We start from the raw sequence: 15,166 nt of genomic DNA on the forward strand, positions 1-15,166 counted from the left end.
AAAGAAGCGCTCCGGCAACCAAGTCGAAAAGCGCCAGGAAAGTCGAAAAAAGCCCGGAAATCCGCGGTTCTTCACATGAAAAAGCCGGGCTCAAGGCCCGGCTCTCTCTTTGTGCATTGCAACTTTAGCAAGCACTAATGCGCCAGCGATTTACCAGCCTCGTCTCCGACATCGACCACGGCCGGCGCATTGACGGGTTCGACCCACTGGATCGGTTCCGGCATGCGCACCAGCGCATGGCGCAACACTTCGCCAACCCGTGAGACCGGAATGATCTCCATGCCGCTCTTCACGTTCTCCGGAATCTCCGCCAGATCCTTGGCGTTCTCTTCCGGGATCAGCACCTTCTTGATGCCGCCGCGAAGTGCGGCAAGCAGCTTTTCCTTAAGGCCGCCGATCGGCAGCACCCTGCCGCGCAGCGTGATCTCGCCGGTCATCGCCACATCGGCCCTGACCGGGATACCGGTCAGCACCGAGACGATCGCCGTCGCCATCGCCACGCCAGCCGACGGTCCGTCCTTCGGGGTTGCACCCTCTGGCACGTGGACGTGGATATCGCGCTTGTCGAACAGTGGCGGCTCGACGCCGAAATCGATGGCCCGCGAGCGGACGTAAGAGGCCGCCGCAGAGATCGATTCCTTCATCACATCGCGCAGATTGCCGGTCACGGTCATGCGGCCTTTGCCGGGCATCATGACGCCTTCCACCGTCAACAGCTCGCCGCCGACTTCCGTCCAGGCGAGCCCGGTGACCACGCCGACCTGATCGTCGCTCTCGACCTGGCCGAAGCGGAAGCGCGGAACACCAAGGTAATCGGCAAGATTGTCCGCCGTGATGTTGATCGTCTTCTTCTTCGTCTTCAGGATCTCGGTCACCGCCTTGCGCCCGAGCTTCATCAGCTCGCGCTCCAGGCTCCTGACGCCCGCTTCACGGGTGTAGGTCTGGATGATGCCGCGGATCGCGTCCTCGCCGACGGAGAACTCCTTCGGTTGCAACGCGTGGTCGCGGATCACCTTGGGCATCAGGTGACGCTTGGCGATCTCGATCTTCTCGTCCTCGGTGTAGCCGGCGATACGGATGATCTCCATGCGGTCCATCAAGGGCGCAGGGATGTTCAGCGTGTTCGCCGTCGTCACGAACATCACGCTCGACAGGTCGTATTCGACCTCGAGGTAATGGTCCATGAACGTCGAGTTCTGCTCGGGATCGAGCACCTCGAGCAAAGCCGATGACGGATCGCCGCGGAAATCTTGGCCCATCTTGTCGATCTCGTCGAGCAGGAAGAGCGGGTTGGATTTCTTCGCCTTCTTCATCGACTGGATGACCTTGCCGGGCATCGAGCCGATGTAGGTGCGGCGGTGACCACGGATCTCGGCCTCGTCGCGCACGCCGCCCAGCGCCATGCGGATGAACTCACGGCCGGTCGCCTTGGCGATCGACTTGCCGAGCGAGGTCTTGCCCACGCCGGGAGGTCCGACGAGGCACAGGATCGGCCCCTTCAGCTTCTTCTGGCGGCTCTGCACAGCGAGGTATTCGACGATGCGGTCCTTGACCTTGTCGAGGCCGAAATGATCGGTATCGAGCACATTCTGGGCAAAGGCCAGGTCCTGCTTGACCTTGGAGTTCCTGCCCCACGGAATCGACAGCAGCCAGTCGAGATAGTTGCGCACGACGGTCGATTCAGCCGACATCGGCGACATCGTCCGCAGCTTCTTCAGCTCGGCTTCCGCCTTTTCGCGGGCCTCCTTGGAGAGCTTGGTCTTCTTGATGCGCGCCTCGATCTCGGCAGCCTCGTCGCGGCCGTCCTCGCCCTCGCCGAGCTCCTTCTGGATCGCCTTCATCTGCTCGTTGAGGTAGTATTCGCGCTGCGTCTTCTCCATCTGGCGCTTGACGCGCGAGCGGATGCGCTTCTCCACCTGGAGCACCGAGATTTCGGCTTCCATGAAGCCCATCGCCTTTTCCAGCCGTTCCTTGACGGACAGCGTGGCGAGCATCTCCTGCTTCTCGGGGATCTTGATGGCAAGGTGCGAAGCGACCGTGTCGGCGAGCTTGGAATAGTCGTCGATCTGGCTGGCAGCACCCACCACTTCGGGCGAGATCTTCTTGTTCAGCTTGACGTAGTTCTCGAAGTCGGTGACCACGGAACGTGCCAGCGCCTCGACTTCGACCTCTTCCTCCTCCGGTTCGACCAGCGCCGCAGCACGGGCCTCATGGAAGTCGGGACGGTCGGTGAACGCGACGATTTTCGCGCGCGAGGCACCTTCGACCAGCACCTTCACGGTGCCGTCCGGCAGTTTCAGCAATTGCAGCACATTGGCGAGCGTGCCGATGTCAAAGATGGCATCGGGCTCCGGATCGTCGTCGGCGGCATTCATCTGGGTCGCGAGCAGGATCTGCTTTTCCTGACCCATCACTTCTTCCAGCGCCTTGATCGACTTTTCACGCCCGACGAAGAGCGGAACGATCATGTGCGGGAACACCACGATGTCGCGCAGTGGGAGGACTGCGAAGACGCCGTCGCTGGGAGCCTTGGATAATTTGGCCATTGTCCAACCTTTCATGTCGCGGCCGCCAATCGGCCAACCGCGAATCTCATATTAACGACCGGGGATCGTTCCGCCTACCACCGTTTGTGACGGGAGTTTTACAGCACAGAATTCGGCACCACGGCCTTCCGCCTTTAGTTGGAGGCCCGGGGGGTAAAGATCAAGGGTCAACACGGTCCGTCCCTCCAATCCGCAGCCACTACGCGGCGCCGTACGCGGTGTGCGACAGCAAAACGGCGCCCTGCGGCGCCGTTTCAGAAAAATCCATTGCCGGCTCACGTCAGGCGCTGACGTTGCCCTTCTTTTCCTTCTGCTCGGAATAGATGTAGAGCGGCCTGGCGTTGCCTGACACCACCTCTTCCGAAATAACCACTTCGCGCACGCCTTCCAGTGCCGGCAGCTCGAACATGGTGTCGAGCAGGATCGCTTCCATGATCGAACGCAGGCCGCGTGCGCCGGTCTTGCGCTCGATGGCGCGCTTGGCGATCGCCGACAGCGCGTTCTCATGGAAGGTCAGGTCGACATTCTCCATCTCGAACAGCCGCTGATACTGCTTGACCAGCGCGTTCTTCGGTTCGGTCAGGATCTGGATCAGCGCCGGCTCGTCGAGATCCTCCAGCGTCGCCAGGACAGGCAGACGGCCGACGAACTCGGGAATGAGGCCGAACTTCAACAGATCCTCAGGCTCGACCAGGCGGAAAACATCGCCGGTGCGGCGATCCTCGGGCGAAGCGACGATGGCGCCGAATCCGATCGAGGTCTTCCTGCCGCGATCCGAGATGATCTTGTCCAGGCCGGCGAAAGCGCCGCCGCAGATGAACAGGATGTTGGCGGTGTCGACCTGCAGGAATTCCTGCTGCGGATGCTTCCTGCCGCCCTGCGGCGGCACGGAGGCGACAGTGCCTTCCATAATCTTCAAAAGTGCCTGCTGCACGCCCTCGCCCGACACGTCGCGGGTGATCGAGGGATTGTCCGACTTGCGCGAGATCTTGTCGATCTCGTCGATATAGACGATGCCGCGCTGGGCGCGCTCGACATTGTAGTCGGCCGACTGCAACAGCTTCAGGATGATGTTTTCGACGTCCTCGCCGACATAGCCGGCCTCGGTCAACGTCGTCGCGTCGGCCATGGTGAAGGGGACGTCGATGATGCGGGCCAGAGTCTGCGCCAGCAACGTCTTGCCGCAGCCGGTCGGGCCGATCAGCAGGATGTTCGACTTCGCCAGCTCGACGTCGTTGTTCTTGCCGGCATGGGCGAGGCGCTTGTAGTGGTTGTGGACGGCCACCGACAGCACGCGCTTGGCGTAAGGCTGGCCGATGACGTAGTCGTCGAGAACCTTGAGGATTTCCTGCGGGGTCGGCACGCCCTCGCGCGACTTCACCATCGAGGTCTTGTTCTCCTCGCGGATGATGTCCATGCACAGTTCGACGCATTCGTCGCAGATGAACACCGTCGGCCCGGCGATCAGCTTGCGCACTTCGTGCTGGCTTTTACCGCAAAACGAGCAATAAAGCGTGTTCTTGGAATCACCGCTGTTGTTGCCGACCTTGCTCATTTTCATGTCCTTTCATGGCCGCCCGCCGATGGTCTGGTTGAAAGGGCGCATATTCAATCTATCGCGGGAATCCGCCGCCGCCAGTGCCCCGGCTCCCGCAACGCATTCCGTACGAAACACAAATCGGAAAACGGGGCAATGATTCGAACAACCCCACGCAAAGCTAAGCCGTCGAAAATCAACATAGCCTTAACGTAGGCAATTGCACCCGTCGAGGGAACAGCCAATTGTGGCCGAAATGCCGCAAGCTGCGCCAAAAGCGCGTGATCCCGCCACTCATTGCCACCGCGGGCCTATAAGGCAATACCTTCGACCGGCTCACGTGACGAAATGACCTTGTCGATGAGGCCGAAATCCCTGGCCTCGTCGGCAGTCATGAAATGGTCACGGTCGAGCGTTTTTTCAATCTCATCATAACTCTTGCCGGTGTGCTTGACGTAGACCTCGTTGAGGCGGCGCTTCAGTTTGATGATGTCCTGGGCATGGCGCTCGATGTCGGAAGCCTGGCCCTGGAAGCCGCCGGAAGGCTGGTGGACCATGATGCGGGCGTTCGGGGTGGCAAAGCGCATGTCCTTGTGGCCCGCCGTCAAGAGCAGCGAGCCCATCGAGGCGGCCTGACCGATGCAGAGCGTCGACACCGCAGGCTTGATGAACTGCATGGTGTCGTAGATCGCCATGCCGGAGGTGACGACGCCGCCGGGCGAGTTGATATAGAGGTTGATTTCCTTCTTCGGATTCTCCGCCTCGAGGAACAGCAGCTGCGCGCAGACCAGCGTCGCCATGCCATCCTCGACCGGGCCGGTGATGAAAATGATGCGCTCCTTGAGGAGCCGCGAGAAAATGTCGTAGGCCCGCTCGCCGCGATTGGTCTGTTCGACCACCATCGGAACGAGGTTCATGTAGGTTTCGACGGGGTTCTTCATGGACTATCCCTTTTTGAGGATGGGATTCCGGCGCCGGAGATTTGCAATCGGGCAGAATCGGTTCTGGATCGTTATTGTGTAAATAGGATGCCGGCTCACCCTAGCGCAAGGCCGCCTCTCCTAGCGACTTGGTTAAAACGAATCAAGCTTGCCGGACGGTGCCCGGAGGACGCGGCACGGATCCTGGTGGATTGACTTCACCTCTTTGATCCACGGTTTCGCGCGGCCATGGTGGCACTGGCGTCGCTCGCAACGCGAAGGGTCTGGAACGTCGTACCAGGCGAGGAAGATTGATTGCGTTCCCGGGACCGCTAAGTAGCTGCCTCCGCAGGATTAAGCAGGCGCTACCTGGCCCAACAGAAGCCGAACGCGCAACCACTCACTGATACTTTTTGCGAGACCGCGAAGGAATTCGCCTCATCGAGTGCGATACGGATCAGCCTTGACCTGTCGCGGGGCCGGAACATGTTCTGAAACTCGTCCGGCAACGCGTCGGCGACCGACAGAATCTTTTCGACTGTTCCTCTTGCACGCTCGGTTCCGTTACCCACGTCGACCGCCATTCCTTCGCGCAGCGAAAACAGATAGTTGTCCGGCAGATAGGCGAGGACGTAGGACTTGCCGCCGTCGATCTGTAGAAGCGGATCGCCGAACCGCAGCACCTGGCCAGGGACCGGCACCTTGGCGCCAACGACCCCCTCCGTGACCGAGCGGATGTTTCCGCCGTCATATATGGCCTTTACCTCATCCATAGCCTCGCCCGATCTCGCACGGAATTGCGCCACCAGGGCGAGTTCGGATTTGGTCGCTTGCAGTTGACCGGTCAGATCAGCCAGATGTTCGGCGGCCTGGAAGCTGCCACGAACGGCTTCGTCCTTCGTCGAAGTCGAGACGATGCCTGCCGTGACGATGGTGTCGATTCTCGCAAGTGTCGTCCTGGTTTCACGCGCTGTCCGCTCGGCCAGCGGCATCACGGACTGGATCGCTTCGTGTCGGCTGTGGAGCTGGCCCTCGCGAACGGCGAGTTCACCCTGTCGCAACAGCAGCTCCGCGATCTCCTTGACCATGTCGAACGATTCAAGCTCGACGAGCAATGTACCGGGCTCGACCTTGTCTCCCGCCTTGACAAAGACATGCGTCACCTTGGCCGGATAGGCGGCATCGACGGCATACCGATCCTTCAGGACAATACCGTCCGCTGACAAGACGACCGCATCACCAATGAGGTAGTAGACGATCGAAGAGGAAAACAAACCGAGGAGAGCGAGGTAAACGATGCGACCCCAACTTCCCACACTCGCGCGCTGCTGTTTTCCCAGATTGTCCACTCGGACATGTTTTCGAATGTATTTCATCTGAAACTCGTTCTCTACCAGGGCCGCTCTAGCCGAACTTTGATCGGCGTGTAGTTGTCGCGATGTGAACCTGAGAACACCCATTCATCGATATAGGCGATCAATCGAACGGGTCTCATCACATAGGTCATGAACAGGGAGTAGCCGGGCAGGAACCATATGCTTCGCCAGAACCCCCGCCGCTCGGTGGTCCAACTGGCCAGCGCCAGCACAAACACGTCGAGAACCAGGAGGCCGCACTGCATGCCGATGAGGATCGCGGGCGTGAAAGAGCCGTACTGGAGGGCGAGCCAGACGAGATAGAGCGGGAATATCGCGGCACCAACGACGTTGAAAAGGAGGAAATCCCATTGGTGTAGGGCCTCCGGAAGCCGGAAACCCGAGTCCGAGACATGAAACAGGCGGTAGTGTTTGCGAAAGCGTAGCCAAATGGCATCGCGTTCCCAGCGCAATCGCTGGCGGATATATTGGTATGCGGTTATCGGGACGTCCGTATAGCAGATCGCATCCGGTACATAGGCCATGCGCCAGCCCGCCCGCCGCAATCTCAGCGTGACATCCAGATCCTCGCCACCGCCTACGTCGAACCCCCCAACCCCCAAAAGGGCTTTGCGCCTGAAGGCGCTGAACGCTCCCGAAATGCAAACGACCTGATCGAGAGCTCCAGCAATACGCTTTCCGACCGAAATCGACTGCAAATATTCGATCTCCTGAAACTGGGCGACGATACTCGCGTGGCCGTTGCGCGGTGCAATATCGCCGCATGCCGCTCCAACCGCTGGATCCGAAAAGGGGCCGAGAATATTCTCGATCGCGTACCGATCAAACGAACAGTCGCAATCGACATTGATCAGTATGTCGCCTTTGGCTACGCGGCACGCCAGATTGATCCCGCTCGCCTTGCCGCCCCGCAGATCCGTCGAAATGATGCGCGAGGCATAACCTCTCTTGACCAGAGCTTGCGAGACCCTGCTCATCCGATCGGTCGAACCATCACTGACAATGACAACTTCGAAGTCATTGAAAGACTGTTCCCGCAACGAGCGGACGCAGGTTTCGATGGACTCAGCCTCATTATGGCCAACCAGAATGATGCTTACATTGGGCCGTAATGGTCGCTCAGGGTCAATCGAACCCGCGGCATCACGCGAACGCATGGTCACAGCGGCCGCGACGAACGGAATGATGTAGCGGGGGAACTCAAAGACCAGCGTGTACCAGAAAACGGAGGCCAGGCTCGCCGTCGATTGAGCTAGCAGGAACGCAAATCCGAGTTCGAGATCATTCAACGCGAGGCTTGCCCCGTTTTGGTCGCCACCCGAGGGCGAGGATCAAGCTTTTCGCCCAAAGACGCCTCGCAGATTGAAAGCATTGCCGATATCTGCTCCGACAATGTTGCGTCGCCCTTCGCCGTCATGATGAAATAGTCGGCGGCGGCGCCTTTGTGCACCGATCCTGTCTCCGCAAGGTAATTGCTCAGGTTTTCGATGAAGAGACGGCGCAGTTTCTCAAAGACGTCCTGGCCCTTTGATTTTATGAGCGACTCTCGTGCTCCGTAACGCAATTCCGTGACCGCCAACGGCGGGCCCTTCGCTCCGGTCATGCGTGCGCGGTCGAGTTCCTGAACCAGGGACGGCGGCAACCCCAACAAGGACGTTGGCAGCTTTTTCTCCGGACTGGTGAGCAGAGACAGCGCCTGATCCGTGAGTGCGTAGGAAAAAAAGTCGATACGTTTAACGCTGTCGCCATCAGCCCGCGCATCACAATCCTGGCAGACGAATCCAACAGCCGGCTCCGATGTCGAATCCTTGCACCTCCTGCAGATTTGCGAGTGGCCGGGCTTGTCATAGTCCTTTCCATAGTGACGCAATTGCTGGCTGCATTTGGGGCAGACCAGTGCGCTTCCCTGCCGAAAATCGCCTTCAGGACGAAGAGCCGCGCAACGATAATGATGAATAAGCTCGGCCTCGAACATATCGGCCGAACGGCAGGAGGGACATTCCTCGCGAACGGTAAGCCGCCGCGACCCGCAGGCGCCGCACTCATGCACGCGGTCGAAGAAGGTCTTAAGCAGAAGTCCGCGATGGGAGAGATCTTCGGCGATCGGGATCGTCTTGGCCGCCGACGGAAAGCCCGGATAGCTTATGGAGGCCGACGTCATCGGATAGCGCTTGGCTTCGATGCTTCTGCCGGCGACGAAGGCATGCGCAAGAAAGCGCGTTTCGGGCGTATTTGTCGAACGGATGTGCGCGGCAAGCTGTTCGCGGCGGCGGCGAAAATCGAGTATGCATTTTGCCGTCTCCGCCCAAGTCGTTTGCTGCATCAGATCGAAATGTACATCCGCGAACCGGCCGGCACGGCCGCCCAGATCGATGACAGGCACCATCGCCAGCGGAATGTGGTCACGCAGGTTGTCCAGCGGCGAGTTACGCCGCTCATCGGCCAGAAGAACGGCATCGATGTCCCCTTCCGACGAGGAGTCGAACATCGTGCGGTAGATCGCCGAATGCAGAACGACCACGCGTGGGAACCATTCGACGGCAGGCTTCCAGGACAATCCCATTCTGGCCCAGAGTGCCAGGCAAAGGTCGGTGAGTTCATGGCTTGCGGTGGAAGCCGTCGGTGCCGGCAGTTGCACAACGGATTTCGCAACAAGTTCTGCGGGCATGTCGGCCTCCATTTGCCCGGCGCTCGCAAAGGAACGCCGCCACAGGTACGACTTGCAGCCTGGGTGGAGGATCCAAGGGCAACGTCACATTTACTGAAAGGATTATTGCAGGACGAGATATGCGGAAAACGCGGGATCGCATGCGACACCGGATGGCCAGCTACGTCCCCCCACGACGTTCCTGACCAGCGACCAAGTCAATCAACTCGAATACGTCAAATGTTATTCGTTGATTGTTAGCGGATGCTTAATTGGCAGCAAGAATTTGTCTGTCGGACTCAGGTAGTCGAATTAACGAAGTTTGATGAATCGCCTTTTCCACGACATGGCTTTCCCTACAGTTCAACGTTGAACCCGCTTCATGCGGTTCGAACAGGGGGAGTTCCATGACCAGGAAAGCTTCTTCCTTCGCCATTGCCGGCCTGACCATGCTCGGCACAATGTCGGAAACGGCGGCCGGCGGACGCGCGGTCGAATGCTACGAGCAGGTCAATCGGCCGGCCGTCTACGACACCGTCTACGAGGATGTGCTCGTCAGCCCAGCCGGCCAGCAGGTGGAATACGAGGCGCCAATCTACGGGACGCGCGAGCGCGTGGTGCAGATCGCGCCGGCGCGCGTCAGCTACGAGATCGTGCCCGCCATCACCCGCACCATCTACCGGTCCGTGAGGGTCGATGACGGCGGCTATTCCTGGGAATGGCGCATCATCAATGGCCGCAAGGTGCTGTGCAAGGTCAGGCACAAGGCGCGCTATGAACGCGTGGCCGAGATCGTCGTGATTGAGCCGGAACGCCGGCGGCGCGTTGTCCTGCCCGCCGAATACGAGAGCGTCGCCGAAGAGGTTCTCGTGCGGCCGGAGCAACAGCGCATCGTCGACATTCCGGCGTCTTATCAGACAGTGGCTCGCCGCGTGGTGGTCAGGGAGGGCTCATCCAGCTGGCGGCGCGTGCACATCCCACGCCACTGCCGGTACTAGCAGCCGCTCAGGCCACCTCTGCCCTGAGCCATTTCTTCAGGCCGTCGACATCGCCATTGCCGACGCAGGCCGCAACCCTTCTGCCGACCGCCGCGCCGAACTTGTAGCCGTGGCCGGAGCAGGCCGAGACGATCAGGCATCTGCCTTTCCGGTGGGCCAGGAACTTCTCGTCGGCGGTGAATGTGTAGGCGCAGGTGACCACTTCGGTGACCTTGTACTCCTCGACACGAGCGATCGGCGGCGAAAACAGGTTGCGGATCGCCTCACCCTCGCCCGGTACCGGCTGACGGTTCCAGTCTGCATCGCTGGTCGGCACCCTGTGCAGGCCCGAGCCGAATTTCATGCCGGCGCCGCCTGTCGGCGGGATGGCGTAGCCGTCGACAGTGCCGCCGATGTTGAGGACGACCGGTGCTGCCTGCCAGACCGCTTTCAGGTCCGCCGGCGGTTCGACATAGGCGAGCGCGGTGCGCCAGGTTTTCAGCTCGCCATCCAGCTCCGGGAACAGTTTCAGCACCCAGGCGCCGGCAGCGACGACGATCCGTTCGGCCTGCATCGTTTCGCCGCCCGCAAGCACAACATGCCCGGCGTCGGCGTCGATCTCGACCACCTTGCTGTTTTCGTAGACATTGGCGCCGTTCGCGCGCAGCCATCTGGCGAGGCCCGAGGCGATCTTGCGGCAGTGCAGCGCGCCGCCGTCCGGCGAAAAATACGCATAGCGGAATGAACCGGGCTGCAGGAACGGCCAGCGTTCGACCGCGGCGTCCGGCTCGAACAATTCGAACGGGTAGTTCCCGGCTTCCATGCCTTCGCGGTATTCCTCGGCCTCATCGCCCGGCTGGCGCGAAATGCAGATGAAGCCGCGCGGATCGAGATGGCTTTCACCGAGATCGGCCCACATCTCATCCCAGGCTTCATAGGTTTCGGTGATCAGCCGGCCGTAGCCCGTTCCGGCCCGGTAGGCGCGGCGGATGATGCGATGATGGTCGCCGGAGGCGGCGAGCGGATTGGGGATCGGTCCCTGCTCGACGATCGAGACGAGGTGCCCGGCCCTGACCAGCGACCACGCCGTGGAAAGCCCGGCAATGCCTGCACCGACCACGATCACATTCATGAAAACCGTCCTTCCGCAGCCGCTTCGGCGGCTCGCCTCGCGGGAGGGCCAACATACGGTCTGGCACCAGACAGGCAAGCCGCGCTAATGATCTGGCATGACCGAATTGAAGCCGCCCTACCTTGCCTTTGATCCAGCCACGCGTCGCCTGCGGCTCGATCCGCACGAGCCGGCTTTTTTCCAAGACCCTTACGAAGCTTACGCCTTCGTGCACGGCGCATCGAACGCCTTCTTCTGGGAAGAATTTGGTTTCTGGTGCTTTGGCGGCTTCGACGACGTCAATCGGCTGCTGCGCGATCGCCGCTTCGGCCGGCAGAACCCGGCCGGCATTCCGGACAGCCGAGGCATCGGTCAGGACCGCACGCACCTCAGCGCGTTCGACGGCATCGAGGCCAATTCGATGCTGGAGCTGGAGCCGCCTGTCCACACACGGCTCAGAACGCTGGTCAACCGCGCCTTCGTCTCGCGCCAGGTCGAGCGGCTCAGGCCACGTGTCGAGGCGCTGGCCAACGAACTGATCGACCGTTTCGAACCAGGAGGAGTCGACCTGCTGCCGGCATTCGCAGCTCCCTTGCCGATCACCATCATTGCGGAAATGCTCGGCGTGCCGGTCGACATGGGGCCGCAGCTCCTCGACTGGTCGCATCGGATGGTCGCCATGTACATGCATGGCCGCACCCGCGAGACGGAGGACACGGCCAATCGCGCCGCGCGCGACTTTTCCGATTTTCTGCGCGGCTACGTCGCCGAGCGGCGAAAGAGGCCGGACGAGGATCTTCTGTCGCTGCTGATTGCGGCACAGGAGGACGGCCAGAAACTGTCGGAGGACGAGCTGGTATCCTCGGCCATCCTTTTGCTCAATGCCGGCCATGAAGCAACTGTCCACCAGACCGGCAATGCGGTGCGCTCGATCCTTGCGCAAGGCGGCGACCCGCGCCGCTTCTTCGCCTCACCGGAAGCAACAGCCGCGACGGTCGAAGAGTGCCTGCGCTTCGACGCGCCGCTACACATGTTCACGCGCTACGCCTATCAGGAGGTCGAGGCCGGGCCGGGGATCATCGTCCAGCCGGGCGAGACGATCGGTCTGCTGCTCGGCATGGCCAATCGCGACCCTACTGCGTTTGCCGAGCCCCTCGCCTTCAGGCCGGACCGTGCCGACCAGAAGAACGTGTCGTTCGGCGCCGGCATCCATTTCTGCATCGGCGCGCCGCTCGCCCGGCTCGAACTGCAGGTGTCGCTGAAAACCTTGTTCGAACGCCTGCCGCGGCTCCAAATGGCCGAACAGCCGCGCTTCCGTGACACGTATCATTTCCACGGGCCGGAAACGCTTGCCGTCAGAATCTGAGGACGGCTTCCGACGACAGGCTTCGAAGCCGGCTCCGGCGAATTCCGGTCAAATAGGTAACATCTCAAGGCCGCGAGTGCCAAATAATCGCTGATCGAACGATGAAGCTACCGGAAGCAGGACCTCACACTAACAATCCCGGATGCCTATAGAAATTCGGTCATGAAGCTTGAAGAGAGACGGGATTTGAATCTTTTTGCGTCGTCTCGCGGACGATGTCGAGGAAGGCCTTCAGCACCGGCGAGGGTTGTTCATGCCGGTAGATGATTGAAGTGTCGATAGACAAGGTTCGTCCCTGGATAGGGCGATAAACGACGCCGCTCCGGCGCAAATTTTGCAGACAGGCGGGCAGCAGCGAGACGCCCAGCCCGACGGATACAAGTCCGATGATTGTCTGCTTCGGCGTTGCTTCTCGAACGATCCTCGGGCTGAACCCGGATGAACGGCACAACCCGACGATCTCGTCATAGAGGGATGGATTGATGCTGCGCGGGAACTGAATCAACGCTTCGGAGGCCAAGTCGGCTAGCGCGACCTCTGCTTCCGAGGCCAGCCGATGCGTTTCCGGCAAGGCCACGATCAGGGGTTCGACCAGTATGCTTTCGACCTTCAATGCGTTGTGAACGACGGGAGGATGAACAAAACCGACATCGAGCTGGCGTTCGGCCACAGCCCTGACTTGATTGGGAATGCGCAGGTCGGTCAGGCTCAACTCGACCTCGGGATAGCGCTTGGTGAAGCGTTGGACGACAGACGGCACCACGCTGTAGATAGCCGCGTCGATGAATCCGACAGCAAGATGGCCGGTTTCGCCACGATCGGCTTTGCGAGCAAGCTCCACCGCCTGCTCTGTCTGCTGAAGCACGGCCCTAACCTCATCAAGGAACACACGCCCCGCCGCAGTCAGTTCGACCTTGCGCTTGGTGCGCTCCAGCAAGCGCACACCCATCGCCTGTTCCAGTTGCTGGATCTGCTTTGTCAGGGGCGGCTGTGAGATATGCAAGCGCGCTGCCGCGCGCCCGAAATGCAGCTCTTCGGCGACGGCCATGAAGGACTGCATCAGCTTGTGGTTCATCTTCAGCCTTTAATTTCCCAAATAGAATTACCCATGGCTCAAACGATATTGGACGGAAAGTATCGGAATCTGCAAAATCCGGAAAGCTGCAAAATCCGGGAGACGCGCTTTGAAAAATTCCGAGATTTCACGCCGCCAGATGCTGAAAGTGCCGCTCATCGGCGCGACGATCGCCGCGACATCTCAATCCGGTCTTGTCTGCGAGGCCCTTGCCCAGCCCGTTCCAGCTTCGTCGCCAGCGCCCCCTGGCGCTTTCGCCCACAATGTCGAAGCAGTGGGCTATACCGATCTCGATCATCGCCCAGCCTTCAAAATGGCGATCAGGCAGGTTGGCGAACGTTGGTATCTCTACACTGGGCACTTCTGGCACTCCGGCTGGAGCATCGTGGACGTGACCGACCCGGCCAAGCCCGAGACGGTCAAGTTCGTGCCCTATCTCGGCACGAATACTTGGACTCTACAAATAGATTTGTCCGGCGACACGATGGTGACCGCCCTCGAAAAGCCCTTTGCTAATTTCGGCGGTGACCCCGACGCACCGTTCGGCGAAGGCGTTCTGATCTGGGATATCGCGGACCCCATCAATCCGAAACAACTCAGTCACTACCGCACCGGCGGAAACGGCACGCATCGCAACCTCTATCCCGGTGGACGTTATGTCCACCTTGCCGCCGGCATGCCGGGTTACAGGGGCAACATCTACGTCATCCTCGATATTTCGGATCGCTCGAATCCGCGCGAAGCCGGACGCTGGTGGGTGCCGGGCCAGCACGAGGCCGGCGGCGAGAGCTTTGCGGCTGCGAAGCCCGCCGCCGACCAGGAGACCGTCGATCGCTACCGGTTGCGACTGAAGCCGCAATGCATGTGCGGCGCCTTCTGCGCCAGCACGGGCGAGGATGTCTCGCTGCACGGCCCGCCTTATGTCACTGGCGATCTTGTCTATTTGCCTTATGGTGCGGCGGGAATCGTTGTGCTCGATATTAGCGATGTCTCCCAGCCGAGGCAGGTCGGCGGCCTGAGCTTCAGCCCTCCGTTTCACTCGCGCTTCGGTGTGCATAGCGTGCTGCCTATTCCAGAGCGCGGCATTGCCTTCGCCAATTCGGAGAACGTCACCTATGGACTTGGTCCGATGCATCACGCTTCGATCGTCGATATTTCCGATTCCAGTGAACCCTTTCTGCTGTCGCTGTTGCCTGAACCAGTGCCACCCGAAGGCGCTCCCTATTCGGATTTCACAACTCGTGGCGGCTGGCGCGGACCGCACAACATCAACCACCACCAGCATCATCCCGATGTCCAGAAACAAGGCGATCTGTTCTATATCGCGCACTTCAACGCCGGGCTCAGGGTCTATGACGTCTCGAATACTCGGCTTCCGCGCGAGGTCGGCTACTTCATCCCGCCGGAGCCAGTCCGACGCTACGGCCCTATGCCGGAAGACAAGCTGGTTGTTCAGACCGAGGACGTGGTCGTGGACCGGCGCGGCTTCGTTTACATAACTGACAAGAACCAGGGGCTCTGGATTCTCCGCTACACCGGCCCGCGGCCGGAAACGGATCGAACGTGACGGTCACATTCATCCTGAATGAAGCCTTAGTCGGAGCGCGGAAG

Annotated in this window: 12 protein-coding genes; 3 read left to right on the plus strand and 9 right to left on the minus strand. The window is 60.5% G+C overall.

Annotated elements, in window-relative coordinates; all coding sequences use genetic code 11:
- Positions 1-134: 134 nt before the first annotated feature.
- The 6 genes from lon to NKI08_RS13435 all read right to left on the minus strand — a co-directional run bounded on the left by lon (position 135) and on the right by NKI08_RS13435 (position 9,059).
- The gene (gene lon, locus NKI08_RS13410) at positions 135-2,546 is read right to left on the minus strand and encodes an endopeptidase La (protein ID WP_352501552.1); all 2,412 of its coding nucleotides are present in this window, start codon (positions 2,544-2,546) and stop codon (positions 135-137) included.
- 280 nt (positions 2,547-2,826) lie between these two features.
- A complete protein-coding gene (clpX, locus tag NKI08_RS13415; protein WP_006332719.1) occupies positions 2,827-4,101 on the minus strand; it encodes an ATP-dependent Clp protease ATP-binding subunit ClpX in 1,275 nt (424 codons plus the stop codon).
- A gap of 293 nt (positions 4,102-4,394) precedes the next feature.
- Positions 4,395-5,024, minus strand: coding sequence for an ATP-dependent Clp protease proteolytic subunit (locus NKI08_RS13420; protein WP_023674655.1), 630 nt, complete (start codon positions 5,022-5,024; stop codon positions 4,395-4,397).
- Positions 5,025-5,368: 344 nt separating this feature from the next.
- Positions 5,369-6,379, minus strand: coding sequence for an HlyD family secretion protein (locus NKI08_RS13425; RefSeq protein WP_352769976.1), 1,011 nt, complete (start codon positions 6,377-6,379; stop codon positions 5,369-5,371).
- A 14-nt stretch (positions 6,380-6,393) separates the two neighbouring features.
- Entirely contained in the window at positions 6,394-7,668 is a 1,275-nt protein-coding gene (locus NKI08_RS13430) for a glycosyltransferase family 2 protein (RefSeq protein ID WP_352769979.1), read from the minus strand.
- Entirely contained in the window at positions 7,665-9,059 is a 1,395-nt protein-coding gene (locus NKI08_RS13435; protein ID WP_352769981.1) for a TackOD1 domain-containing metal-binding protein, read from the minus strand. Before NKI08_RS13435 ends, NKI08_RS13430 begins: the two co-directional genes overlap by 4 nt.
- A gap of 374 nt (positions 9,060-9,433) precedes the next feature.
- On the opposite strand from NKI08_RS13435, the gene NKI08_RS13440 reads away from it, so the two are divergent.
- Positions 9,434-10,024, plus strand: a complete 591-nt coding sequence (locus NKI08_RS13440; RefSeq protein WP_352542611.1) for a hypothetical protein — start codon at positions 9,434-9,436, stop codon at positions 10,022-10,024.
- Positions 10,025-10,031: 7 nt separating this feature from the next.
- On the opposite strand, the gene NKI08_RS13445 is transcribed toward NKI08_RS13440, so the two are convergent.
- The gene (locus NKI08_RS13445) at positions 10,032-11,135 is read right to left on the minus strand and encodes an NAD(P)/FAD-dependent oxidoreductase (RefSeq protein ID WP_352769985.1); all 1,104 of its coding nucleotides are present in this window, start codon (positions 11,133-11,135) and stop codon (positions 10,032-10,034) included.
- Positions 11,136-11,232: 97 nt separating this feature from the next.
- On the opposite strand from NKI08_RS13445, the gene NKI08_RS13450 reads away from it, so the two are divergent.
- On the plus strand, positions 11,233-12,480 hold the full coding sequence (locus NKI08_RS13450) for a cytochrome P450 (RefSeq protein WP_352769988.1): 1,248 nt from the start codon (positions 11,233-11,235) through the stop codon (positions 12,478-12,480).
- 160 nt (positions 12,481-12,640) lie between these two features.
- Here the strand turns inward: NKI08_RS13450 and NKI08_RS13455 are convergent, their stop codons facing one another.
- Both NKI08_RS13455 and NKI08_RS13460 read right to left on the minus strand, forming a co-directional pair.
- Positions 12,641-13,555 (minus strand): LysR family transcriptional regulator, encoded by a 915-nt coding sequence (locus NKI08_RS13455; RefSeq protein ID WP_352769991.1) that lies wholly within the window; start codon positions 13,553-13,555, stop codon positions 12,641-12,643.
- A gap of 127 nt (positions 13,556-13,682) precedes the next feature.
- Entirely contained in the window at positions 13,683-13,853 is a 171-nt protein-coding gene (locus NKI08_RS13460; protein ID WP_352682002.1) for a hypothetical protein, read from the minus strand.
- A 93-nt stretch (positions 13,854-13,946) separates the two neighbouring features.
- Here NKI08_RS13460 and NKI08_RS13465 point away from each other — a divergent pair, with 93 nt between their 5' ends.
- Positions 13,947-15,122: an LVIVD repeat-containing protein gene (locus NKI08_RS13465; RefSeq protein ID WP_352769994.1), complete on the plus strand. Its 1,176-nt coding sequence runs from the start codon at positions 13,947-13,949 to the stop codon at positions 15,120-15,122.
- The last annotated feature ends 44 nt before the right edge of the window (positions 15,123-15,166 follow it).

The sequence above is a fragment of the Mesorhizobium sp. M0768 genome (assembly GCF_040320195.1).
GTDB lineage: Bacteria > Pseudomonadota > Alphaproteobacteria > Rhizobiales > Rhizobiaceae > Mesorhizobium.